This is a genomic window from Rhodococcus sp. 7Tela_A2 (genome assembly GCF_049311045.1).
GTDB lineage: Bacteria > Actinomycetota > Actinomycetes > Mycobacteriales > Mycobacteriaceae > Rhodococcus.
Genome location: NZ_JAXION010000005.1, coordinates 52,842 through 75,067 on the forward strand (window position 1 = coordinate 52,842; position 22,226 = coordinate 75,067).

The 22,226-nt window shown below is 68.0% G+C and carries 22 protein-coding genes and 1 pseudogene; 15 read left to right on the forward strand and 8 right to left on the reverse strand.

Annotated elements, in window-relative coordinates:
• Positions 1-9: 9 nt before the first annotated feature.
• Positions 10-258 carry a DUF2530 domain-containing protein gene (locus TVH25_RS02050; protein WP_169621181.1) on the reverse strand — a complete coding sequence of 83 codons (249 nt, stop codon included), beginning with the start codon at positions 256-258 and terminating at the stop codon, positions 10-12.
• 81 nt (positions 259-339) lie between these two features.
• Between TVH25_RS02050 and TVH25_RS02055 the strand changes: the two genes are divergently transcribed.
• The 4 genes from TVH25_RS02055 (at position 340) to TVH25_RS02070 (ending at position 3,923) form a co-directional block, all read left to right on the forward strand.
• Positions 340-1,809 (forward strand): NCS2 family permease, encoded by a 1,470-nt coding sequence (locus TVH25_RS02055; protein WP_422423260.1) that lies wholly within the window; start codon positions 340-342, stop codon positions 1,807-1,809.
• A 45-nt stretch (positions 1,810-1,854) separates the two neighbouring features.
• Positions 1,855-2,286, forward strand: coding sequence for a MarR family winged helix-turn-helix transcriptional regulator (locus tag TVH25_RS02060; RefSeq protein WP_169621180.1), 432 nt, complete (start codon positions 1,855-1,857; stop codon positions 2,284-2,286).
• A 22-nt stretch (positions 2,287-2,308) separates the two neighbouring features.
• Positions 2,309-2,776 carry a MarR family winged helix-turn-helix transcriptional regulator gene (locus tag TVH25_RS02065; protein WP_206036957.1) on the forward strand — a complete coding sequence of 156 codons (468 nt, stop codon included), beginning with the start codon at positions 2,309-2,311 and terminating at the stop codon, positions 2,774-2,776.
• Between the two features lie 340 nt (positions 2,777-3,116).
• Positions 3,117-3,923, forward strand: coding sequence for a TrmH family RNA methyltransferase (locus TVH25_RS02070; RefSeq protein ID WP_169621179.1), 807 nt, complete (start codon positions 3,117-3,119; stop codon positions 3,921-3,923).
• Between the two features lie 61 nt (positions 3,924-3,984).
• On the opposite strand, the gene TVH25_RS02075 is transcribed toward TVH25_RS02070, so the two are convergent.
• The 4 genes from TVH25_RS02075 to TVH25_RS02090 all read right to left on the reverse strand — a co-directional run bounded on the left by TVH25_RS02075 (position 3,985) and on the right by TVH25_RS02090 (position 8,163).
• Entirely contained in the window at positions 3,985-4,686 is a 702-nt protein-coding gene (locus tag TVH25_RS02075) for a DUF6928 family protein (RefSeq protein WP_169621178.1), read from the reverse strand.
• A gap of 10 nt (positions 4,687-4,696) precedes the next feature.
• On the reverse strand, positions 4,697-5,596 hold the full coding sequence (sepH, locus tag TVH25_RS02080) for a septation protein SepH (protein ID WP_296551075.1): 900 nt from the start codon (positions 5,594-5,596) through the stop codon (positions 4,697-4,699).
• A gap of 238 nt (positions 5,597-5,834) precedes the next feature.
• Entirely contained in the window at positions 5,835-6,956 is a 1,122-nt protein-coding gene (serC, locus tag TVH25_RS02085; protein WP_169621177.1) for a phosphoserine transaminase, read from the reverse strand.
• Between the two features lie 79 nt (positions 6,957-7,035).
• Entirely contained in the window at positions 7,036-8,163 is a 1,128-nt protein-coding gene (locus tag TVH25_RS02090; protein WP_422423252.1) for a citrate synthase 2, read from the reverse strand.
• Between the two features lie 217 nt (positions 8,164-8,380).
• Here TVH25_RS02090 and pdxH point away from each other — a divergent pair, with 217 nt between their 5' ends.
• The 3 genes from pdxH (at position 8,381) to TVH25_RS02105 (ending at position 11,684) form a co-directional block, all read left to right on the forward strand.
• Positions 8,381-9,034, forward strand: a complete 654-nt coding sequence (gene pdxH, locus TVH25_RS02095) for a pyridoxamine 5'-phosphate oxidase (protein WP_169621402.1) — start codon at positions 8,381-8,383, stop codon at positions 9,032-9,034.
• Entirely contained in the window at positions 9,031-10,299 is a 1,269-nt protein-coding gene (locus TVH25_RS02100) for an MFS transporter (protein ID WP_169621175.1), read from the forward strand. The genes pdxH and TVH25_RS02100 overlap by 4 nt, the downstream gene beginning before the upstream one ends.
• Positions 10,300-10,439: 140 nt before the next feature.
• Complete coding sequence (locus TVH25_RS02105; RefSeq protein WP_422423253.1) at positions 10,440-11,684, forward strand: MFS transporter; 1,245 nt, start codon at positions 10,440-10,442, stop codon at positions 11,682-11,684.
• A 29-nt stretch (positions 11,685-11,713) separates the two neighbouring features.
• Here TVH25_RS02105 and TVH25_RS02110 read toward each other — a convergent pair whose 3' ends face one another.
• Positions 11,714-12,589, reverse strand: a complete 876-nt coding sequence (locus TVH25_RS02110) for a LysR family transcriptional regulator (protein WP_169621400.1) — start codon at positions 12,587-12,589, stop codon at positions 11,714-11,716.
• 165 nt (positions 12,590-12,754) lie between these two features.
• Between TVH25_RS02110 and bla the strand changes: the two genes are divergently transcribed.
• From bla to TVH25_RS02145, 7 genes and pseudogenes are all read left to right on the forward strand, one after another.
• Positions 12,755-13,732: a class A beta-lactamase gene (gene bla / locus TVH25_RS02115; RefSeq protein WP_240954920.1), complete on the forward strand. Its 978-nt coding sequence runs from the start codon at positions 12,755-12,757 to the stop codon at positions 13,730-13,732.
• Positions 13,733-13,820: 88 nt separating this feature from the next.
• Positions 13,821-14,804 (forward strand): aldose 1-epimerase family protein, encoded by a 984-nt coding sequence (locus TVH25_RS02120; RefSeq protein WP_169621174.1) that lies wholly within the window; start codon positions 13,821-13,823, stop codon positions 14,802-14,804.
• Positions 14,805-15,067: 263 nt separating this feature from the next.
• Positions 15,068-16,366, forward strand: coding sequence for a citrate synthase (locus TVH25_RS02125; RefSeq protein WP_169621173.1), 1,299 nt, complete (start codon positions 15,068-15,070; stop codon positions 16,364-16,366).
• Between the two features lie 53 nt (positions 16,367-16,419).
• Positions 16,420-16,767, forward strand: a pseudogene (locus TVH25_RS02130) (FKBP-type peptidyl-prolyl cis-trans isomerase); the annotation flags it as partial.
• A gap of 3 nt (positions 16,768-16,770) precedes the next feature.
• A complete protein-coding gene (locus tag TVH25_RS02135; RefSeq protein ID WP_422423261.1) occupies positions 16,771-17,142 on the forward strand; it encodes an FKBP-type peptidyl-prolyl cis-trans isomerase in 372 nt (123 codons plus the stop codon).
• 105 nt (positions 17,143-17,247) lie between these two features.
• Complete coding sequence (locus tag TVH25_RS02140) at positions 17,248-17,661, forward strand: helix-turn-helix transcriptional regulator (protein ID WP_296551076.1); 414 nt, start codon at positions 17,248-17,250, stop codon at positions 17,659-17,661.
• A gap of 54 nt (positions 17,662-17,715) precedes the next feature.
• Complete coding sequence (locus tag TVH25_RS02145; protein WP_296551077.1) at positions 17,716-18,147, forward strand: VOC family protein; 432 nt, start codon at positions 17,716-17,718, stop codon at positions 18,145-18,147.
• A 61-nt stretch (positions 18,148-18,208) separates the two neighbouring features.
• Here the strand turns inward: TVH25_RS02145 and TVH25_RS02150 are convergent, their stop codons facing one another.
• Positions 18,209-19,534 carry a sensor histidine kinase gene (locus tag TVH25_RS02150; protein ID WP_169621169.1) on the reverse strand — a complete coding sequence of 442 codons (1,326 nt, stop codon included), beginning with the start codon at positions 19,532-19,534 and terminating at the stop codon, positions 18,209-18,211.
• A 1-nt stretch (position 19,535) separates the two neighbouring features.
• Positions 19,536-20,219: a response regulator transcription factor gene (locus TVH25_RS02155; RefSeq protein ID WP_422423256.1), complete on the reverse strand. Its 684-nt coding sequence runs from the start codon at positions 20,217-20,219 to the stop codon at positions 19,536-19,538.
• Positions 20,220-20,368: 149 nt separating this feature from the next.
• On the opposite strand from TVH25_RS02155, the gene TVH25_RS02160 reads away from it, so the two are divergent.
• Positions 20,369-22,168: an acyl-CoA dehydrogenase gene (locus TVH25_RS02160; protein ID WP_422423257.1), complete on the forward strand. Its 1,800-nt coding sequence runs from the start codon at positions 20,369-20,371 to the stop codon at positions 22,166-22,168.
• Positions 22,169-22,226: the final 58 nt, after the last annotated feature.

A 22,226-nucleotide genomic window follows, 5' to 3' on the forward strand; every position in this document is an offset into this window, starting at 1 on the left:
CGACGAGGCTCAGTCCAAGCCGACCTGCGCGCCCCGATGCCCCCGTCGTGCCGCGCGCCGCTGCGCGAGAAACAGAGCAGAACCCAACAGCCCCACCAGAATTCCCGCGATACAGACCGGCAGGATGTCGCTCCAGCGGTCCCCGCCGAGCAGGACGACGACGGTCGCGACCACCCACAATGCGGTTCCGATTGCGAGGACGGGGCGCGGATCGGCGAGACGCCGGGTCCGGGCTGCGGCGGTGTGGGCTGGATTCACGATTTGCAGATTAGTTCGTTTCGACTGCAATAATCTTCTCCCGTTGCGACGCACCGTACTCGACGAGCGGAATTCATGGACATGGCAGTGGGCACCGAACCCAAGCGATCATCCTTTCTGGATACGTATTTCAAGATCTCCGAACGCGGCTCGACGCTGTCCCGCGAGGTGCGTGGCGGCATCGTCACCTTCTTCGCGATGTCCTACATCGTTGTCCTCAACCCGCTGATTCTCGGCAGTTTCTCCGCCGACGACGCGACCGCCAAGATCGACGTTCTCGGCAACATCCTTCCGATCAACCAGGTCGCGGCGGTCACCGCACTGGTCGCGGGTCTGATGAGCATCGTCTTCGGTGTCGTCGCGAACTATCCGTTCGCGATCGCAGCCGGACTGGGCATCAACAGCCTGCTCGCTGTGAGCATCGCGCCGCAGGTGACGTGGCCCGAAGCGATGGGCCTGGTCGTCATCGACGGCATCATCATCGTGGTGCTGGCCCTCACCGGCTTCCGTACCGCCGTGTTCAACGCGATCCCGCCGGCCCTCAAGGCTGCGATCGCCGCCGGTATCGGCGCGTTCATCGCGATGATCGGCCTGGTCGACGCAGGTTTCGTCCGCCGCATCCCCGATGCCGCCGGGACGACCGTGCCGGTCGGACTGGGCATCGACGGGTCCATTGCCTCGTGGCCCACCTTCGTGTTCGTCATGGGCGTGCTGATCATGGGCGTGCTGGTGGCGAGGAAGGTCCGCGGCGGTCTGCTGATCGGCATCGTCGTCACCACGATCATCGCGATGATCGTCGAAGCGGTTGCCGACGTCGGCCCGTCGCTCGGAACGAACCCCAAGGGCTGGAACCTGAGCACGCCGGAGGCTCCCGGGTCGTTCCTGGGCATTCCGGATCTGAGCCTGGTCGGCCAGTTCGACCTGTTCGGAGCGTTCACCCGCATCGGCGTGATCGCCGCGACGCTGCTGGTGTTCACCCTGGTCCTCGCGAACTTCTTCGATGCCATGGGCACCATGACCGGTCTCGGCAAGGAAGCCGGACTCACCGACAAGGACGGCAACCTGCCCAACGTCGGGAAGGCCCTGGTCGTCGAGGGTGCCGGCGCGATCGTCGGTGGTGGCGCGTCGGCGTCGTCGAACACGGTGTTCGTCGAGTCGGCCTCGGGTATCGCCGAGGGTGCGCGCACCGGTCTGGCGAACGTCGTGACCGGCGTGCTGTTCCTGCTGGCCATGTTCCTCACCCCGCTCTACGAAGTGGTTCCGATCGAGGCGGCCGCGCCCGCACTGGTCGTCGTGGGTGCGCTCATGATCGGTCAGGTCCGCGACATCGACTTCTCCGATTTCGCCGTGGCGCTGCCCGCCTTCCTGACGATCATGGTGATGCCGTTCACCTACTCGATCGCCAACGGCATCGGCGTCGGATTCATCACCTGGGTGGTCCTGCATGCGGCCGGCGGGCGGATCCGCACGATCCACCCGATTCTCTGGATCGTCGCGGCGCTCTTCGCGGTGTATTTCGCGATCGATCCGCTCACCGAAATTCTCACCTAGTCGCGTCGGGCCGCGTCCGGGCCCAGGTGACGTATTGTGCTCGCCATGATCTCGGATACACGCGCACTAGCAGGCGACCTCGCGATCGCCGTTGTGCGTCTGACGCGTCATTTACGGGGGAGACGCACAGATTCCCGGGTCACCTTGACTCAGCTGTCGGCTCTGGCGACGCTGGGTTCGGAGGGGGCAATGACACCGGGGGCGCTGGCAGCCCGTGAGCGCGTTCAGCCGCCGTCGATGACACGGGTCATCGCGTCACTGCACGACCTGGGCTTCGTCGGGCGCACGCCGCACCCGACCGACGGCCGCCAGATCATCGTGACGCTGTCCGATTCCGGGAAAGAGATGCTCGCCGACGAGGCGCAGGCCCGTGAAGCATGGCTGACGGAGCGTCTCGAGAAGCTCGATCCGGCCAGCCTTACGACGCTCCGCAGCGCCATAGATATCCTCTCGGCGCTGGTGAACGACGAGAACTGATCCGCGACGGGGGGCTGAACAGGTGACACGCGAGAGCGACGAGGTCTTACCGACTCCACCCGACCTGCTCGGCATGCCGGGATACCTCGCGCGCCGGCTCTACCAGGCGTACACGGCGTACTGGGGCAAGTACGTCGATCCTGTTCTGACCGGACCGCAGTTCTCCGTGATGACCGCGGTGCGCCTGTTCCCGGGCTCCGATCAGGGAAGCATGGCCGTCGCGGTCGCCCTCGACAACTCCACGATGGCCGACCTCTCGCGCCGCCTCGAAGTGCGCGGCCTGCTCGCCCGGATCCCGGACACCTCCGACGGCCGGAGAAAGTTGCTGTACCTCTCGCCGGAGGGTGAGACGGTGCTCGACAAGGTGACGGCGCGGGTGACCGCACTGAAGGGGCCGTTGCTGTCGCCCCTGCCGGAGGACGAACAGGTGCAGTTCATCAGGACGCTCCAGCGCGTCGCAGAGCACTGGGAACGGCTCGCCGGCAGCTGAGCTCGAACCGCCGTCGCACGCGGTGACCGCGCAGAATTCACCGATGGCCGGTCGGGTGCCCCGGCCCGGCCGTAGCATCGGGGTGTGGTTCTCTTCTACGAGATCTTGCTCGTGCTGGCGTCCGTGGCGATCGTCTGGTTCTCGATCTACGTGCTGTACCGCCTCGTTACCGACGGTTCCTCCGACCACCGCTGACGCCACGCGCCGTTCAGGCCCGCACCCGGAAGGGTGATCGGGCTCGCTCGTGGTCCCGGACGGGCCGAGGTACCGCCGCCCCGCGCCTGCGCGACCGGTCCGGACCCGGCGGGTTCGTGCTCCGGCCTGCTGGGACAATGAGCATGTGGTTCACGTTATCGACATCGACGACCCGGCCGACCCGAGGCTGGACGACTTCCGCGATCTCAACTCTTCGGATCGCCGGCCCGACCTTCCCGGCGGCAAAGGACTCGTGATCGCCGAGGGCGTTCTGGTGGTGCAGCGGATGCTCGATTCGCGGTTCGCGCCGACAAGCCTGCTCGGCGTCGACCGGCGCCTCGGGGAACTTGCCGACGACCTGCGCGACGTCGACGTCCCGTTCTTCCGGGCCGACGCCGACGTCATGGCCGAGGTGGTGGGGTTCCATCTCAATCGCGGTGTCCTCGCGGTTGCGAACCGTCCCGAGCCGCTCGAACTCGGCGACGTGCTCGAGAAGGCCACGACCGTCGCGGTGCTCGAAGGCGTCAACGATCACGAGAACATCGGTTCGATGTTCCGCAATGCGGCCGGGCTCGGAGTCGACGGGGTGCTGTTCGCGAAAGGCTGCGCCGACCCGCTGTACCGGCGGGCGGTGCGGGTGTCGATGGGGCACGTCCTGCGGGTGCCGTTCGCCTCTGTGGACCGGTGGCCGCACGATCTGGATATCTTGCGGAACAAGGGTTTCCAGCTGATCTCGCTCACTCCCGATCCGCACGCCGTCCCCCTTTCCGCAGCGATGACCGGCGAGAAAGTCGCGTTGCTCCTCGGCGCCGAGGGCCCCGGACTGACCGAACACGCGATGCGTGCAACCGACGTGCGCGCGCGGATCCCGATGGCCCCGGGCACCGACTCGCTCAATGTCGCCACGGCCGCCGCGATGGCGTTCTACGAACGGGTCCGGATTCCGCGCTGACCGGTGGCTACAGGCTGACCGGTGGCTACAGGCTGACCGGTGGCTACAGGCTGACCGGTGGCTACAGGCGGGCAGTGCGCCGCCACCACGAGGGACGGCGACGCCGGGGCGCCGGTGCGGTTTCTTCCCGGTCCCGCAATTCGAACCCGCACACCTCGATGTCGGCGGGATCGGGTTCGGCGGCGAGCCGCCCCACATACCGGAAGCCGAGCCACGCGGCGTTGGCGTGCTCGACGAGTCGGCGAGGGTGGAAAGGGAGCGAGTGCGGCGGGGGAGCGACCTCGGCCGGCCAGCGGATCGGATGCTCGCCGGCCCAGAACGGACGTTCCCACGCGAACGGGACGCCCTCGTCCTCGAAGAACTCCACGGTGCTCGCCCCGAATGCCCGTCGGAGCGTGCCGCGCTCCCATGCGGCAAAGGCGCCCCATGCCCCGGGTGCGTCGGACACGGTGAGAAACGTGTGTTCGGCCGCGAGGGTCTGCCGCCACCGCAACGGCAGTTGCGAGGGGGTGCGGAGCGACAGTTCGCTACTGCAGACGACGGTGACGCCGGGGTAGCTGCCGACGAAGACCTGCTTGCCCCCGGGATCGCCGCCGTGCACCGCGAGTGAGAGCGGAACCCGGCCGATCGCAGCGGGATGCCGGTCCGGAAAGAGGCGCCCGAGCAGCGCGCGGGCCGCCTCGGGATCCGGCCGGGAGTCCCGAAGGACCGCGGCCGGATCGGGAGCGTCGACGTGCCACAGCGCCGAGACGATCGACGCCATCGGTGATCCCTCAGATGCGTCCGTTGCTGCGCACGCCGAGCAGCACGTCGTCCCAGGACGGGAGTGCGGGCTTACCGCGCTTGTCCCTGTTCGGCGAGTGCGGGGTGTGCGTCGCGGCGGGATCCTCGTGCTCGTCGGATGCGGTCACCGCGACCGTCTCGGTTCCGGGGGCTTCGAGAATGGCGGGTTCCGCACTGGGCTCGGCGACCGCGGGCTGGTCGAGCGGAATCGGGCTCGCCACGGCTGCCCGGCGCTCGGCGATCTCCGCTTCGGTCGAGTCGTCGACGTCGCGTGCGGAGTAGACCGGGGTCAGGTATCGCAGCGGACGGCCGCAATCCGGGTCCACGAGGTCTGCCGCGATGTCGTCGAGCGCGGTGATGGTGCCGCCGTGCGCATCCGGCTGGTAGCGCCAGTGCGCGGTGTTGGTGGACCGGCCCGCCTGCCACTGCAGTTCTGCGACCCAGTGCCCGTCGTCGTCGCGCCAGGCATCCCACGTGGCCTCGTCGAGGTTGTGGCCGCGGGCGCGGAACGCCTGCGTCACGATCTCGAGGAGGGTTTCGACCGTGGGTCCGTCGGGCCGGACGGGGTGACCCTTCTTCGCCATGTCGGCCGCCCGGGACCGTTCGAGCAGCACCGGGTAGGCGAAACGCTCGACCTTGGCGATCGGGATGCCGGCCTCCTGGGAGACCTGTTCGACCGACGCGCCGCCACGGATCCGCGCCTGGATCTCGCGGGGACGGAGCTGGCTCGTGGTTTCGATCTGGATCTGGCCCAGGCGGGCGAGATCGCCGCGTGATGCCGCACGCAGGGTGTCGTCCACCGGAATACGGAACTTGTCACCCGTGTTGGGATCGGCGAGCACGACATATTTTGCATCGGGCTCGAGACCGACCACTCGAAGCTCTCGCACCTTTGACCTCCTCGCGCGCCGATCGCGATTGACCCGCCCGACTGTAATCGAGTCGTCACATTTCGTGGCGCGGGCCCCCCGCGCCCCGCCGGGCGACGTCACACGATTTCCCCCAGGACGCGTTATGGTCCTAGGTTCACCGAAATGTCTCGATCTTAGGTTGAGGGTTGGGTACGGGAGAGGGGCCGAGCCCCGCTGAGGACCCGGCCCCTCGCGACCGTCGCTGACTACCCGTTGCTCAGAGCTGCGAAACCACCCAATCCACGCATTTCGTCAACTGCGTGACGTCCTCGGGATCGATCGCCGGGAACATACCGACGCGCAACTGGTTGCGCCCCAGCTTCCGGTACGGCTCGGTGTCGACGATGCCGTTGGCGCGCAGGATCTTTGCGACCTTCGCCGCATCGACCGAGTCGGCGAAGTCGATCGTTCCGACCACCTGCGAGCGCAGCGCCGGATCGGTGACGAACGGCGTCGCGAACTCGGAAGCCTCGGCCCACTCGTACAGGCGCGACGACGAATCCTTGGTGCGGCTCACGGCCCAGTCGAGGCCACCGTTGGCGTTGAGCCACTCGATCTGGTTCGCGAAAAGCAGCAGGGTGGCGAGCGCCGGGGTGTTGTACGTCTGGTCCTTGCTGCTGTTCTCCACCGCGATCGGCAGCGACAGGAAGTCCGGGGTGTACCGGCCGGACGCCTTGATCTCGGCAACGCGCTCGAGCGCGGCCGGGCTCATCAGCGCGATCCACAACCCGCCGTCCGCCGCGAAGCACTTCTGCGGAGCGAAGTAGTACACGTCGCTGTCGGCGATGTTGACCGGCAACCCGCCGGCACCCGAGGTGGCGTCGATCGCGATGAGCGCGTTCGACGACCCGGCCGGACGCTGCACGGGCACAGCCACACCCGTCGACGTCTCGTTGTGCGCCCAGCCGATCAGGTCGGCGGACGCGTCGGCCACGATCTCGGGAGCCGATCCGGGCTCGGAGCCCATCACGATCGGATCGCCGATGAACGGATTCTTCTTGGCGACGGAGGCGAACTTCGACGAGAACTCGCCGTAGGTGAAGTGCTGCGACCGTTCGCGGATCAGGCCGAACGCGGCTGCATCCCAGAATGCCGTGGTGCCGCCGTTGCCGAGGACGACCTCGTAGCCGTCGGGCAGGGCGAACAGCTCGCGCAGGCCGGAGCGCACCCGGGCCACGACGTCCTTGACCGGCTTCTGCCGGTGGCTGGTGCCGAATACCGAAGCGCCGACGTCGACGAGCGACTGGAGCTGCTCGGGGCGAACCTTCGACGGGCCACAGCCGAAACGGCCGTCTGCGGGCTTGAGGTCGGCGGGAATGATCGGTGAAGCGTCTGCCATCGGAATGCGTGTCCTAAGCGTCGAGTGACATGGTGCAGATGTAGTCTAGACCGCTTGCGTGAGCGTCCGACCGGGTGCGTCAGCGGTGGGAGATCGACTCCCAGCCGGTGACGGCCTCGACGGACCGAGGATCCGGCCCGGTGTAGATCGCCGCGGGACGCACCAGCCTGCCGAGACGTTTCTGCTCGAGGATGTGCGCACACCAGCCCGCGGTCCGTCCGCACGTGAACATCGCCGGCATCATCGCGGCCGGAACCTCGGCGAAATCGAGGATCACGGCGGCCCAGAACTCGACGTTGGTCTCGATGGCGCGGTCGGGACGGCGTTCCCGCAGTTCGGTCAGCGCTGCCTGCTCGAGTGCCGCAGCGGCCTCGAAGCGCGGAGCGCCGAGTCGCTCGGCGGTGTCGCGCAGCACGCGGGCACGGGGATCTTCGGCGCGATACACACGGTGCCCGAAGCCCATGAGCTTCTCTTTGCGGTCCAGGATGCCCTGGACCACGGCGCGCGGCTCGCCGCTGCGCTCGGTCTCCTCGATCATCGGCAGCACGCGCGCCGGGGCACCGCCGTGCAACGGACCCGACATCGCACCCACGGCGCCGGACAGTGCGGCAGGCGCATCGGCACCGGTGGACGCGATCACCCGGGCGGTGAAAGTGGAGGCGTTCATACCGTGCTCGGCAGCCGACACCCAGTAGGCGTCGATGGCCTCGACGTGCTTCGGGTCGGGCTCGCCCTTCCAGCGCACCATGAACCGTTCGGTCACGGTCTTCGCCTGGTCGACCTGCTCCTGGGGTACCGCCGGCTGGTAGATGCCGCGCGCCGACTGAGCGACGTACGACAGTGCCATCACCGCGGAGCGCGCGAGGTTGTCGCGGGCGGTCGCGTCGTCGATGTCGAGCAACGGCTGGAAGCCCCAGATGGGCGCGAGCATCGCGAGGCCCGCCTGCACATCGACGCGCACGTTGCCGGTGTGGATCGGGAGCGGGAAAGGCTCGGCGGGATGCAGACCCCGGCCGAACTCGCCGTCGACGAGAAGTGCCCACACGTCACCGAAGGTCACGCCCCGAGCGACGAGTTCTTCGATGTCGACACCGCGGTAACGCAGTGCGCCACCGTCCTTGTCGGGCTCGGCGATATCACTGGTGAAGGCGACGACGCCTTCGAGACCTGCGACGAAATCCTCGGGTACAGACGCGCGCGGTGCCATGCGAATGGGCTCTCCTCTTTCGTGTGCCGCCCGATCCGAGCCGCACTGCCGGTGGAATGAGGACACCGGTGACTGTGATCGGCACCCCACTCGAGTCGTCAGGTGAACTCTAGTCCTCGACCGCGTGTCTTCGGGCGTCGGCCGTCCCGGAGTACCGTCTTCGTCCGTGCAGCCCGAACCACCGCGCCGACACGTGCCGGCAGACGATCTCGCGTCGATGCGTGCCGACTACAACCCGTCGGACCCGGCCGAAACGCTGTCCGCCGATCTCGGACCCGCGCTCGCCTCCGACGGCTGGCTGCCGTTGTTCCGGCAATGGCTGGCCACGGCCGTCGAGGCCGCCGTGCCCGAGCCCAACGCGATGGTGCTCGCGACCGTCGACGAGAACGGCGATCCCGCGACCCGGACGGTGCTGTGCAAGGCCGTCGGACCCGAGGGCATCACCTTTTTCACGAACTACGAATCCGACAAGGGACGCCACCTGGCCGCGCACCCGTACGCGTCCGTGACCTTTCTGTGGTTGCCGCTGCACCGCCAGGTCACGGTGCGCGGCAGGGTGGATCGCGTCGCGCCCGAGGAGACCGCGGCGTACTGGCGGACCCGGCCGCGCGGGTCGCGGCTCGGTGCGTGGGCGTCGCAGCAGTCGCGGCCGGTCGCGTCCCGCACAGACCTCGAACACGCACTCGTCGAGGCGGGCAGAGAGTACGGTCTCGGATCCGACGAGGACATTCCCGTTCCGCCGTTCTGGGGCGGATTCCGGATCAGTCCGGACACCGTCGAATTCTGGCAGGGGAGACCCGACCGTCTGCACGACCGGATTCGTATGCGGCTCGTGGACGGAGCGTGGTCCGTCCGGCGTCTCCAGCCGTGAGACGCATCCTCGCCGACACCACACCGCTGCAGAACAAGGACTTCGCGCGGCTGTGGTGGGCCGGTGTCGTGACCGTGATCGGCGCCCAGATGGCGATCGTCGCGGTACCGCAGCAGATCTACGAGATCACCCGGAACTCGGCCTATGTCGGGCTCACCGGTGTGTTCGGTCTCGTGCCGCTCGTCGTGTTCGGGCTCTGGGGTGGCGCGCTCGCGGACGCCATGGACCGGCGCACCTTGCTGACCATCACCTCGGTCGGCCTCTGCGTCACCTCGCTGCTCCTGTGGGCTCAGGCCGCAGCGGGTTCGGGCAACGTGTGGGTGCTGCTCGGCGTGTTCTCGGTGCAGCAGGCGTTCTTCGCGGTGAATCAGCCCACCCGCGCGGCCGTGATCCCGCGCGTGCTTCCCACGGGCCAGATCGCTGCGGCGACCTCGCTCAACATGACCGTCGTGCAGTTCGGTGCGATCGCCGGTCCGCTGCTTGCCGGGGTGCTCATCCCGATGGTGGGGTTGTCGACGCTGTACCTGCTCGACGCGGTCTTCCTGCTCGCGACGCTCTGGGCCGTCGTCCGGCTGCCCCCGATCCCGCCGCTGGGAGAGGTGACGCGGGCGGGACTGCGCGCGGTGCTCGACGGATTCCGTTACCTGTCCGGGCAGAAGATCCTGTTGGCCTCCTTCGTCGTCGATATCGTCGCGATGGTTTTCGGAATGCCGCGCGCATTGTTTCCTCAGATCGCTCACGAAACCTTCGGGGATCCGGTGCAGGGCGGATTCGTCCTCGGCGTGCTGTTCGCGGCGATGTCGGTGGGAGCCGTTGTCGGAGGCGTGTTCTCGGGGTGGCTGCCGAGAGTGCGGCGCCAGGGTCTCGCGGTGATCGTGTGTATCGCGCTGTGGGGCGTCGCGATGGCCGGATTCGGGATCGTGGTGTGGTTCGCCGATTCGGGCGGGAGCGCGCTGCTGGTGTGGCTCGCGGTGGCGTTCCTCGCGTTCGGCGGGGCGGTGGACATGGTGTCGGCGGCGTTCCGGTCGACGATGCTGCAGACCGTCGCGACCGACGAGATGCGTGGCCGGTTGCAAGGAGTATTCATCGTCGTCGTCGCCGGCGGTCCCCGGATCGGCGACGTGCTGCACGGTGCCGCGGCCGCCGCAGCCGGGACCGCGGTTGCGGCAGCGGGTGGCGGTGTCCTGGTGATCGTCGGCGTCGCGGTGTGTGTCTTCGCGTTCCCCGCCTTCGTCCGGTACCGCGTCGAGAGAACCCTGTCGTAGCGCGCTCTCCACGCGGCGGTGGCGGAACTCACCCCTGACGAATTCGAGGTGGGCGGGCCCGAAGCGGAAGATGGAACGGCCGGACACAGCCGTCCGGACTTCCCTTTCGCGTACCTCGTGCACTCTCCGAAGGCTCTCTCATGACCACGGCTCCCGCCTGCCCACCCGACGACGTCCGGATCGACGACGGTCCGCGGGCAGGGCGCACCCGCGCGATGTGGGCACTCGCGCTCGGCGGGTTCGGAATCGGCACCACCGAATTCATGGCGATGGGCCTGCTTCCCGACATCGCGGCCGGGCTCGGTGTCTCCGAGCCGACCGCCGGGCACGTCGTGTCCGCATATGCCGCCGGCGTCGTGGTCGGTGCACCGCTCCTCGCGACCCTGACCGCCCGGGTACCGCGCAAGACGCTGCTGATCGCCTTGATGGTCGCGTTCACGATCGGTAACGCGGCGACGGTGCTGGCACCGGGCTACGGCGCGCTCGTGGCCTCCCGGTTCGTTGCCGGCCTGCCGCACGGCGCGTACTTCGGCGTCGCCGCAATCGTCGCGGCGCATCTCGCCGGTCGGGGACAGCGGGCGCGGGCCGTCGCGCTCGTGATGATGGGACTGTCGGTGGCGAACGTGATCGGGGTGCCCGCGGCGTCGTGGCTGGGTATGGCACTGGGCTGGCGCATCGCGTTCGGCCTGGTCGCGGTGATCGGGGTGGCCACCGTCGCCGCGGTCGTCGCGTGGGTGCCGGACCTGTCCATCCGTACGACGAGCGTGCGGACCGAGCTGGGTGCTCTGCGCCGCAAGCAGGTGTGGATGACGTTGGGCGTCGCGACGATCGGCTTCGGTGGTGTGTTCGCGGTCTACACCTACATCAGCACCACCCTGACCGACGTCGCGGGCGTACCGAAATCGGTGGTCCCGGTCGCCCTGATGCTGTTCGGGCTCGGCATGGTCGTGGGCAACGCGGTGGGAGGTCGCCTCGCCGACCGCGCTCTGGTGCCGGGCATCTTCATCACCGTGGGTGCGCTCGGCGTGCTGCTCGCCGTGTTCGTCGTCGCGGTGCACAACCCGTACACGGCTCTGGTGATGGTGTTCCTGCTCGGCGGCGGATGCGCGGCGGTCGGTCCGGGGCTGCAGGTCCGGCTGATGGACGTCGCGGACGATGCCCAGACGCTCGCGGCGTCGCTCCACCACGCCGCGTTCAACCTCGCCAACGCGATCGGCGCCGCGATCGGCGGTGCGGTGATCGCCGCCGGATTCGGGTACACCGCACCGGCCGCTGCCGGAGTGATCCTCGCGGCGGCAGGTGTGCTCATTTTCGCGATCGCGGTGCGAATGAAGGACGACAGCGGCCCAGCGCGGGGGGAGGCAGCGGCCACCGAAGCGCGGTGACCGCTGTCCGAGCCGCCGGGATGTACGGCTCAGCGCACCCGTTCCCTGAAGACCACCCGATCGAGCGCCGCGACATACCGGTCGATGTCGGCGCCGGTTCGCCACACGAGACGCACCTGCAGCGCGGTCGCGGCGGGAGCCAACTGCAGCCACGCGACCCCCGGCGCCGAACCGGGCCTCGTGGTCGACATCCCGAAATGGGTGCCCGCAGCCACTGCGGCGAGGACGGCGCGGTCGTCCGGCGCAGTCGTCGTCTCGACCTCGAGACCGCGTTCGCGCAGTAGATCACGCACGGCGTCGAAGGCCCCGGGGTTTCCTGTTCGTGCAGGGGCTGCGAACGCCAGATCGGAGAGCATCGGGAACCGAGGCCGTTCGGCGTGGGCGCTGCGATGGTCCTTCGGCACGACGACCCACCGCGGAATCTTGGTGACGGGCCCGGCCTCCACGCCGTCCACGAGCGTGGGAAGTTCGACGACGGCGAAATGGCATCTGCCCGACCGCACCGCCTCGATCAGGTCGACGGTGGTCCCCGATTCGGTCGTCACCGCCGCATCGGTCTCGGCGCACAAGGCCGCGACGCACGCGGTGAGCAACCGGTCCGGGAGCGCGACGCAGGCGCCCCAGCGGACCACTGCGCGGGCGCCGGCCACGCGGACCGCTTCCGTGAGAAAACGGTCGGAGTCGTCGAGGAGCGAGCGGGCGTGGGGAAGCAGGTGCGCACCGGCGGAAGTGAGAACGGCACCCTGCTGCGTGCGGTGGACGAGCGGGGTCCCGATGTACTCCTCGAGGCGCCGAAGTCCTTGGGACAGTGGAGGTTGCGTCATCTCCAGTTCGGCTGCGGCGCGCCCGAAGTGTCCTGTGTCGGCGACCGCGACGAAGAACCGGAGATGACGGATCAGATCCATGGCCGACATTCAACCAGCGTCCTCGACACCGTCCCCGCTTTTACCGGAAGTGCGGCCAGTGTCGGCCTCGTACAGGGCTGTCACCAGGGGTGATACTTTTTCCGACTTGCCCCGGCCTCCGTAAAGTATTGGCATCGGCGAGAGGCCGGATGCTGTTGTAGCTGCATGGCAACACCACCCGCAGTCGACCGAACAGCACTGTCCCGCAGAGGCTTTCTCTCCGGTGCCGTCGTCCTGTCGGCCGCTCCGATCCTGGCCGCATGCGGCGCATCGGGCAGCACGATGCCACCGGATGCGACCCCGGCCGCGAGGGGCGTACCGGAGACACGGTTGCAACTGCCCGCGCTCGACGCACGTCTCGCCCGGATCGAGAACGACCACAAGGTCCGGCTCGGGGTGTTCGCGCACTCGCCGATCGACGGTCGGAGCTGTTCATACCGCGGCGACGAGCGATTCGCGATGTGCTCGACCTTCAAGATCTACGCAGCGGCCGGAATTCTGCGTCTCGAATCCCTCGGCCGGCTCACCCTCGACGAGACCATTGCGGTCGAGCCCGCCGACATCGTCGTCAACTCGCCTGTGACGACCGAACATCAGGGCCGCGTCATGACCGTGGGTCACCTGTGCGAGGCCGCGCTGACCCGAAGCGACAACACCGCCGCGAACCTCCTGTTGCGACGCCTCGGCGGACCGGACACGGTGACAGCCCTCGCGCGGGCTGTCAACGACAAGGCGACTCGCCTCGACCGGTGGGAACCCGAACTGAACGAAGCGGGGCGCGGCGACGAGCGCGACACCACGACCGCCGCCGGGCTCGGAGCGGGGTGCCACGAACTGCTTCTCGGTGCGGGGCTGCCGCCGCAGCAACAACGCACCCTCGCGGGGTGGATGCGGGGGAGCCTCACGTCCGACAAGCGCATCCGTGCGGCACTGCCGCCGGGCTGGACCGCGGCCGACAAGACGGGAGGAGGCGACCACGGGACGGTCAACGACGCCGGGGTCGTGTGGTCGCCTCAGGGGGATCCGCTCGTGCTGGTGGTGCTCTCGGATTCCACCACCGGTGACCCCGACGTGCCGATCGACGACGTCCCGACGGTGGCCGCCACCGCGGCCGTGATCGAGGCCATGACGACCGGTATGTGATCCGGGACTGCGGGGCAGGTTGGCGGTACGGACAGGTCAGCCGCCCGAATGGGTAGTGCGATCGCCCGCCGCCCGCAAGACTGGGTACATGTCCGACTCGATCCACCACTCGCAACGCGATCACCCGACCGATTCCCGGCCGGGAGACGGTCCCGCGCATTACGTGATCCGCGGCGGCGGCTACCGGGCCGAGGTGTCCGAGGTGGGCGCGGCGGTGCGTGAACTGGTGTACGACGATCCGTCCGGCCCCTACCGGCTCGTCGAGAGCGGGCCGGCCGAGGAACCGTGGCTGTACGCGGGCGCCGTGCTGGCGCCGTGGCCGGGTGGGGTGCGCGACGGCCACTTCTTCTTCGACGGAATCGAACACCAACTGGCGGTCACCGACCCGCGCCGGAAGACCGCCGTGCACGGCTTCGCCTGGAACAAGAAGTGGGACCTCGTGTCGCACACGGCTACCCGTGTCGAGCAGGTGCTCGAGGTCGGATTGCAGAAGGGATGGCCCTACCGGCTGCTGCTCACCGCGATCCACGAACTCGGTGAGTACGGGCTCGTCGTCACCCACACCGCGACCAACATCGGCGATTTCCACGCACCGTTCGGTCTCGGCGTGCACCCGTATCTGCGGGCCGGTGAGACCCCCCTCGACGAGTGCAGCCTGCACCTGGCGGCGGGTACCCGCGTTCCGATCGACCGCGAACGTGGTCTTCCCACCGCGTACTCACAACCCGTCACCGGTACCGAGTACGACTTCACCGCACCGCGCTCCCTCGCCGGTGTACGGCTCGCGACACCGTTCAGTGCCCTCGACGAGGACGCCGACGGTGTGGTGCGTCATCGTCTCTGCGGTCCCGACGGGCGCGGTGTGGAATTGCGAACGGTGCCGGAGTTCGGGTGGCTGTATGCGACCACCGAGACGGCCGGGTCCGGGGGTGCTGCGGAGCGTTCGCTCGCTCTGATTCCCGCGACGTGCCCTCCTGATGCGTTCAATCTGGGTATCGACGAAGTGGTCCTGCAGCCGGGGCAGGGCTGGGACGCCAGCTGGGGCCTGGGTGCGGTGGGTTTCTCCGGGTGACGCACGGGCGCCGCGAACGGCAGGAGGCGGGGTGGCAATGGCGCTACCACACGGATCGCGTACGATTACCCCAGGTAAGCGGCGTGCGCCGACCTTGCGGCGGAGTTTCCGAGGGTGCGGGCCGACGTCCGACGTCGATATCAACGAAACACTGTGCGGGGACTTTCGACCGACCCTGGCTGGGCGCACGCGCTGCGCTACGGCTAGGTTCTACCTGAATGTTCGGAAGTTTCTCGTAGGTCTGAGCTTGAGAGGGATCCTTCGTGCCCGCTGAGAATGAACCCACAACCGCCCTCAGCTACCCCGGTGGCGAGCACGCGATGTCGATCGCCAAAGCAACGGAAGGCAATGACGGTATCGAGCTGGGCAAGCTCCTTGCGGAGACCGGGTACACCACCCTCGACCCCGGTTTCGTCAACACTGCCTCCACCAAGTCGGCGATCACGTACATCGACGGTGAGAAGGGCATCCTGCGTTACCGCGGGTACCCGATCGAGCAGCTTGCCGAGAAGGCCAGCTTCATCGAGGTCAGCTACCTGCTGATCTACGGCGAGCTGCCCACGTCGGACCAGCTCGAGACGTTCACCGACAAGATCCGCCGGCACACGCTGCTGCACGAGGACCTCAAGCGCTTCTTCGACGGCTTCCCGCGTAACGCGCATCCCATGCCCGTCGTGTCGAGCGCCGTCAATGCGCTCTCGGCGTACTACCCGGACTCGCTCGACCCGGACGACTCGGAGCAGGTCGAGCTGTCGACGATCCGCTTGCTCGCCAAGCTCCCGACGATCGCCGCGTACGCCTACAAGAAGTCCGTGGGCCAGCCGTTCCTCTACCCCGACAACTCGCTGTCGCTGGTCGAGAACTTCCTGCGGATGACGTTCGGTTTCCCGGCCGAGCCGTACGAGATCGACCCCGAGATCGCGCAGGCTCTCGACATGCTGCTGATCCTGCACGCCGACCACGAGCAGAACTGCTCGACGTCGACGGTGCGTCTGGTCGGCTCGTCGGACGCCAACCTGTTCACGTCCATCTCGGGCGGCATCAACGCGCTGTGGGGCCCGCTGCACGGCGGTGCGAACCAGGCTGTGCTGGAGATGCTCGAGCAGATCAAGAACTCGGGCGGCGACGTCAACGAGTTCGTGCGCAAGGTCAAGAACAAGGAAGACGGCGTGAAGCTCATGGGCTTCGGGCACCGCGTCTACCGCAACTACGACCCGCGCGCCGCGATCGTCAAGAAGACCGCCGACTCGATCCTCAAGAAGCTCGGTGCAGGCGACGAACTGCTCGAGATCGCCATGAAGCTCGAAGAGGCCGCGCTCACCGATGACTACTTCATCGAACGCAAGCTGTACCCGAACGTCGACTTCTACACCGGTTTGATCTACCGCGCCATGGGCTTCCCGGACCGCATGTTCACCGTGCTGTTCGCGTTGGGCCGCCTGCCGGGCTGGATCGCGCACTGGCGCGAGATGCACTCCGACCCGACCCTCAAGATCGGGCGCCCGCGCCAGATCTACGTCGGCCACACCGAGCGTGACTACAAGGGGATCGATCTTCGCTGACCGATCTGTCCGAGCGTGTGCGACGACTGCCACTCGACAAGGGAGAAGGACCTGTGAGTAAACCGGAGATCGAGTTCCAGGAGGGCCCCGCGCCCACCGAACTGGTCATCAAGGACATCACGATCGGTGACGGTCCCGAAGCCACGCCGGGTGCGGTCGTCGACGTGCACTACGTCGGTGTCGAGTTCGACACGGGCGAGGAGTTCGACTCGTCGTGGAGCCGTGGCGAGTCCATCCGCTTCCCGCTCGCCGGTCTCATCGCCGGCTGGCAGGAGGGCATCCCCGGTATGCGTGTCGGTGGGCGTCGTCAGCTGACGATCCCGCCGGAACTCGCCTACGGTCCCGCCGGATCGGGCCACCAGTTGTCGGGCAAGACTCTCGTGTTCGTGATCGATCTGCTCGACGTGCAGGTCCAGCCCGAACCGCCGGTCATCGAGAAGTCGGAAGGCCCCGCGCCCACCGAACTCGTGGTCGAGGACATCACCATCGGTGACGGTCCCGAGGCGCAGCCCGACGCGACCGTCGACGTGCACTACAAGGGCGTCGAGTACGAGACCAACGACGAGTTCGACTCGTCGTGGAGCCGCGGTCAGTCCGTCGCGTTCCCGCTCGGTCGGCTGATCCCGGGCTGGCAGCAGGGCATCCCGGGTATGCGGGTCGGTGGTCGCCGCAAGCTGATCGTGCCGCCGGAACTCGCATACGGTCCGGCCGGTTCCGGTCACCCCCTCGGCGGCAAGACGCTGGTGTTCGTGATCGACCTGGTCGACCTGCCGTAGTAATCCGTTCATGAGGGCCCGAGTCCGGCGTATGCCGGACTCGGGCCCTCGTGTATCCGGGCGCATTCACGAGCACGTGCAGGTTCTCGCTGCCAGACTGGGGTAATGGCAGTACGAGTGCAGGTGCCGGCGGAACTCCTTCCGCACCTGCGCCGCGCCCGCGACGTCGCCGACCGCGACTATGCGGAGCCGCTCGACCTCGTCGAACTCGCCGCCAACGCCGGCGTATCCAAGTTTCACTTCCTCCGGTGTTTCGCCGCGGTGTACGGCAGGACTCCGGGGGCCTACCTCGCCGAGCGGCGCATCGAACGAGCCCAGGACCTGCTGCGGGCGACCAACCTGACGGTCACCGAGATATGCCACGTCGTCGGGTACACCAGCCTCGGCTCGTTCAGCGCCAAATTCCGGCAACTGGTCGGTACGTCACCGTCGGTGTATCAGGCGAAGTTCGCCGAGTCCGGTGCGCCGCGAATCCCCGGTTGCTACGTCTTCATGCACGGCCTGAGCGACCGGTCCTGAACGCCGCAATTTCGGAGAAGCGCAGGCACCGGCGCCGGCCCTAGGTTGGAATACATGATTACCAACATTTCTCTGGTCACCCTCTGGGTCACCGACCAGGACGCAGCCAAGAAGTTCTACACCGACACGATGGGATTCGTCGAAGGCACCGACGTCACGCTGGGCGACGGGTTCCGCTGGGTATCGATCCTGCACCCCGACCATCCCGAACTGCAGGTCACGCTCGCCAAGCCCGGCCCGCCCCTCTCCGACGACACAGCAGAAGCGATCCGGCGGGCACTGGACGCCGGAACCATGGGCGGATTCGGTCTCGCCACCGACGACTGTCACGCGACGTATCGCGAGCTCGCTGCCAAGGGGGTGGAGTTCGTTCAGCAACCGGCCGAACGGCCGTACGGCATCGAAGCCGTGATGCGGGACAACTCCGGCAATTGGCTGGTGCTCGTGGAGGCGCGAGAGTTCACCGGAGAGTCTCTCCCGCACTGAGTAATTCGAACACAATGCACCCTCGCGATCGAGTCGGTGCCGGGAACGTCGCCGGTACCGATCATCGATCGCGGGGGCGCGTGCGGGGCAACCGGACGACGAGGCGTGCTCCCCCGAGCGGACTCTCGTCCAGGTGTGCGTCGCCGCCGTGCAGGGTTGCCTGCTGCGCGACCAGTGCCAGTCCGAGCCCGGACCCGGTCCGGCGGGAATTCGATCCGCGCCGGAACCGTTCGAACACTGCCGAGCGTTCGTCGGCGGGGACACCCACTCCGTCGTCGTCGACGATCAGGCTGGTGGCGGCATCGTCCCTCGAGACGGTGATCCGAACGAGCGATGCGCCGCCGTGCCGGACGGCATTGGTGATCGCGTTGTCCACCACGAGTCGCAGGCCTGCGGGCAGGCCGCGCAGCGTCCGGCCGGCATCCCCGCGGACGTCCACGGTCAGGCCCGGATATCGGCGCATCGCGTCCGCGGCAGCGGTGTCGCAGATCTCGACGGGATCGACGTCGACGAAATCGCGGTCGGTGGACAGGTCGCCTCTGGCGAGGCGTTCGAGGTCGTTGAGGGTCGCTTCCAGCCGTGCCTGAGTGCGCGCGAGGTCGGTGAGTATCTCGGACCGGTCGTCCGCCTCGAGGTCGAGGGTCGTGAGTACTTCGATGTCCGTCCGCATCGCCGTGAGGGGCGTCCGCATCTCGTGTGCCGCTGCCGCCGCGAAGTCACGCGCCGTGGCCAGCGCGGCGTCGGTGGCGGCACGCGCGCGTGCCACGTCGTCGAGCATCGCGCCCACCGCCGACGCGAGTTCGTCGGCTTCCGTGACTCCGGAGGGGCGTGGCGAGAGATCCCGGTCGCGGGCGACGATCCGGCGGGTCAGGTCGACGAGCGGACGCACCGCGCCACCGCCGAGCAGCCAGCCGAGACCGGTCGCGGCGGCCACTGCGACGGCGCCGGCGATCAATACCTGCCGGTGCTGATCCGTGGTCACATCCTGCGCCTCGGCCAGCAGGACGGCCACCGACATCAGACCGCGATTCGATTCGATGGGGGTGGTGTACGCGCGGTAGTCGATCCCGTCGAGGGTGACGGTCTGCGCGCCGGGTTCGAGGACGGGCAGTTCCGTGGGCGTGCTCGCCCGCAGTGCGCCGTCGGGTTCCGCGCGGATCGTCATGGCGAACGCACCGCCGTCGCCGAATACCGGCAGGAACAATTCGGCGGCCGCGGCGTTGGCTGCCAGCACATCGGCGGCGAGGTCGAGGCGCCGGTCGAGTTGTGCCAGATTGTTGCGCGAAATTGCCAGCGCCACAATGACACCCAGAATCCCCACGACGATGGTCGTGCCCAGCGCGGTCGCGGTGGCCACTCGGGCGCGCAACGAGAACGAGCGGGGCACCTCAGAGCTCCCGGAGAACGAAGCCGACGCCGCGCACGGTGTGGACGAGCCGGGCGCGGCCACCTGATTCGAGCTTGCGGCGGAGATAGCCGACGAACACGTCCACGACGTTGGTGTCGGAGGTGAAGTCGTAGCCCCACACGAGCGACAACAGGCGCTCGCGGGAGAGCACGATGCCCGCATTGCGGGCCAGGACCTCGAGCAGCTCGAATTCGCGTTTGGTCATGTCCACGGGATCGCCGTCGACGAACACCCGGCGGCCCGCCGGTTCGATGCGCAGGGCGCCGACCCGCACCGCCTGATCGTCGGCCGGTGCGCGGCGGCGCAGCATTGCTTTGATACGCGCGACGAGTTCGGCGAGGACGAACGGTTTGGTCAGGTAGTCGTCGGCGCCGGATTCGAGCCCGGCGATGCGGTCGTCGACGGTGTCGCGGGCACTGAGCACGCAGATCGGGATGTCGTCCCCCGCACCGCGCAGGGTAGTGATGACGGCTGTCCCGTCGAGACCGGGCATGTTCATGTCGAGCACCATCACGTCGGGCCGCTCGGCTTCTACGACTTCGAGGGCTTCGGCACCCCCGGCGGCGGTCAACACCGAGAATCCGGAGAGGCGGAGACCGCGGTGCAGGGAGGCGAGGACGTCCGCGTCGTCGTCGACGACCAGCACAGAAGGTGATCCGCTCATGAAGGGCAGTATTCCCGTATTCGTGGCGTCGGCGCCAAGCATCGCGCGGTACCGTGCACCCACGGCTGCCACCCCGCCGGTCGTCCGGCCCGCCCGGATTGCTCTACTGGGTGCGCGCTCGATCGGTACTCCGCCGAAAGGACCCCTCCATGCCTGCTCCCGTGCTGTCCCGCCGCGACCTGGACTTCTTGCTGTACGACTGGCTCGACATCGAGTCCCTGACCACCCGTTCGCGGTTCGCGGAGCATTCCCGTGAAACGTTCGACGCGGTGCTGGACCTGAGTGCGGACATCGCTACGAAGCATTTCGCGACGCACAACAAGAAGGCCGATGCCCAGGAACCCCGGATGGACGAGGACGGCCGCGTCGAGATCATCCCGGAGGTCAAGGCCGCACTCGATCTCTTCTCCAAGGCGGGGCTGATCGCCGGCGGGTTCGACGAAGCGCACGGCGGCATGCAGTTGCCCATCGCGGTTCTGCGCGCGTCGATGGCGTGGTTCCAGGCGGCGAATGCAGGCACCTCCGCGTACCCGTTCCTCACCGCGGCCAATGCGAGCCTGCTCGTCGCGCACGGCAGCGACGAGCAGATCGCCACCTTCGTGCCGCACATGCTCGAAGGCCGGTTCTTCGGCACCATGTGTCTGTCCGAGCCGCAGGCAGGCTCGTCGCTCGCCGACATCACCACCAAGGCCGTGCCCGTGGGCGACGGCACCTACCGCCTGACCGGAACGAAGATGTGGATCTCCGGCGGCGACCACGAATTGACCGAGAACATCGTGCATCTGGTGCTCGCCAAGATTCCGGGAGGCCCCGCCGGCGTCAAGGGCATCTCGCTGTTCATCGTTCCCAAGTTCCTCGTCGAGCCGGATGGCACGCTGGGCGACCGGAACGACGTCGCCCTGGTGGGCCTCAACCACAAGATGGGCAATCGCGGCACCACGAACACACTGCTGAACCTCGGCGAAGGCACGTACACACCGGGCGGAGAGGCGGGAGCGGTCGGCTATCTTCTCGGGGAGCCGAACAAGGGCCTGTCCTACATGTTCCACATGATGAACGAGGCACGGATCGGGGTCGGATTCCTCGCGACCTCGCTCGGCTACGCCGGATATCTCCAGTCGCTCGACTACGCACGCACCCGGACACAGGGCCGCCCACTCGGCGCGAAAGACCCGGCTTCCCCTCAGGTGGCACTCGTCGAACACCCCGACGTACGCCGGATGCTGTTGGCGCAGAAGTCCTACGTGGAAGGTGCGCTGGCGCTCGGCCTGTACTGTTCCACCCTCGTCGACGAACAGCGGACCGCACCTGACGAGGCGGCCCGGTCGCGTGCGGGGCTTCTGCTGGACCTGCTCACCCCGATTGCCAAGTCGTGGCCGTCGCAGTGGTGCCTCGAAGCCAACAGTCTTGCGATCCAGGTGCTCGGCGGTTACGGGTACACCCGGGAATTCGATGTCGAACAGTACTACCGCGACAATCGCCTCAACCCGATTCACGAAGGCACCCACGGCATTCAAGGGATGGACCTCCTCGGCCGCAAGGTGATCATGCAAGGTGGCGCCGCGCTCGCGGTGCTGGGAGAGACCATCGGCGAGACGGTGACGAAGGCGCTGGACGCCGGTGGCGACGCCGCCGAGTACGCGGAGCAGTTGCAGCGTGCCGTCGTGCGGGTGGGGGAGACGACCACCGCCCTGTGGTCGACCGGCGATCCGGCTGTCGCGCTGGCGAATTCGACCGTGTACCTCGAAGCAGTCGGGCATGTGGTGGTCGCGTGGATCTGGCTCGAACAACTCCTCGCCGTGGGCGAGCGGGACGGCGCGTTCTACGACGGCAAGCGCGCGGCGGCCCGGTACTTCTTCCGATTCGAACTTCCGAAGACGGGGCCGCAGTTCGATCTGCTCGCGAGCCTCGACCGCACCACCCTGGACGTCGACCCGTCCGTCCTCTGATCCGGTGCCGCCGGGCCCGCCCGCGCGGTGCCCGCGGGGGCCCCGGGCGGCGCGGGGC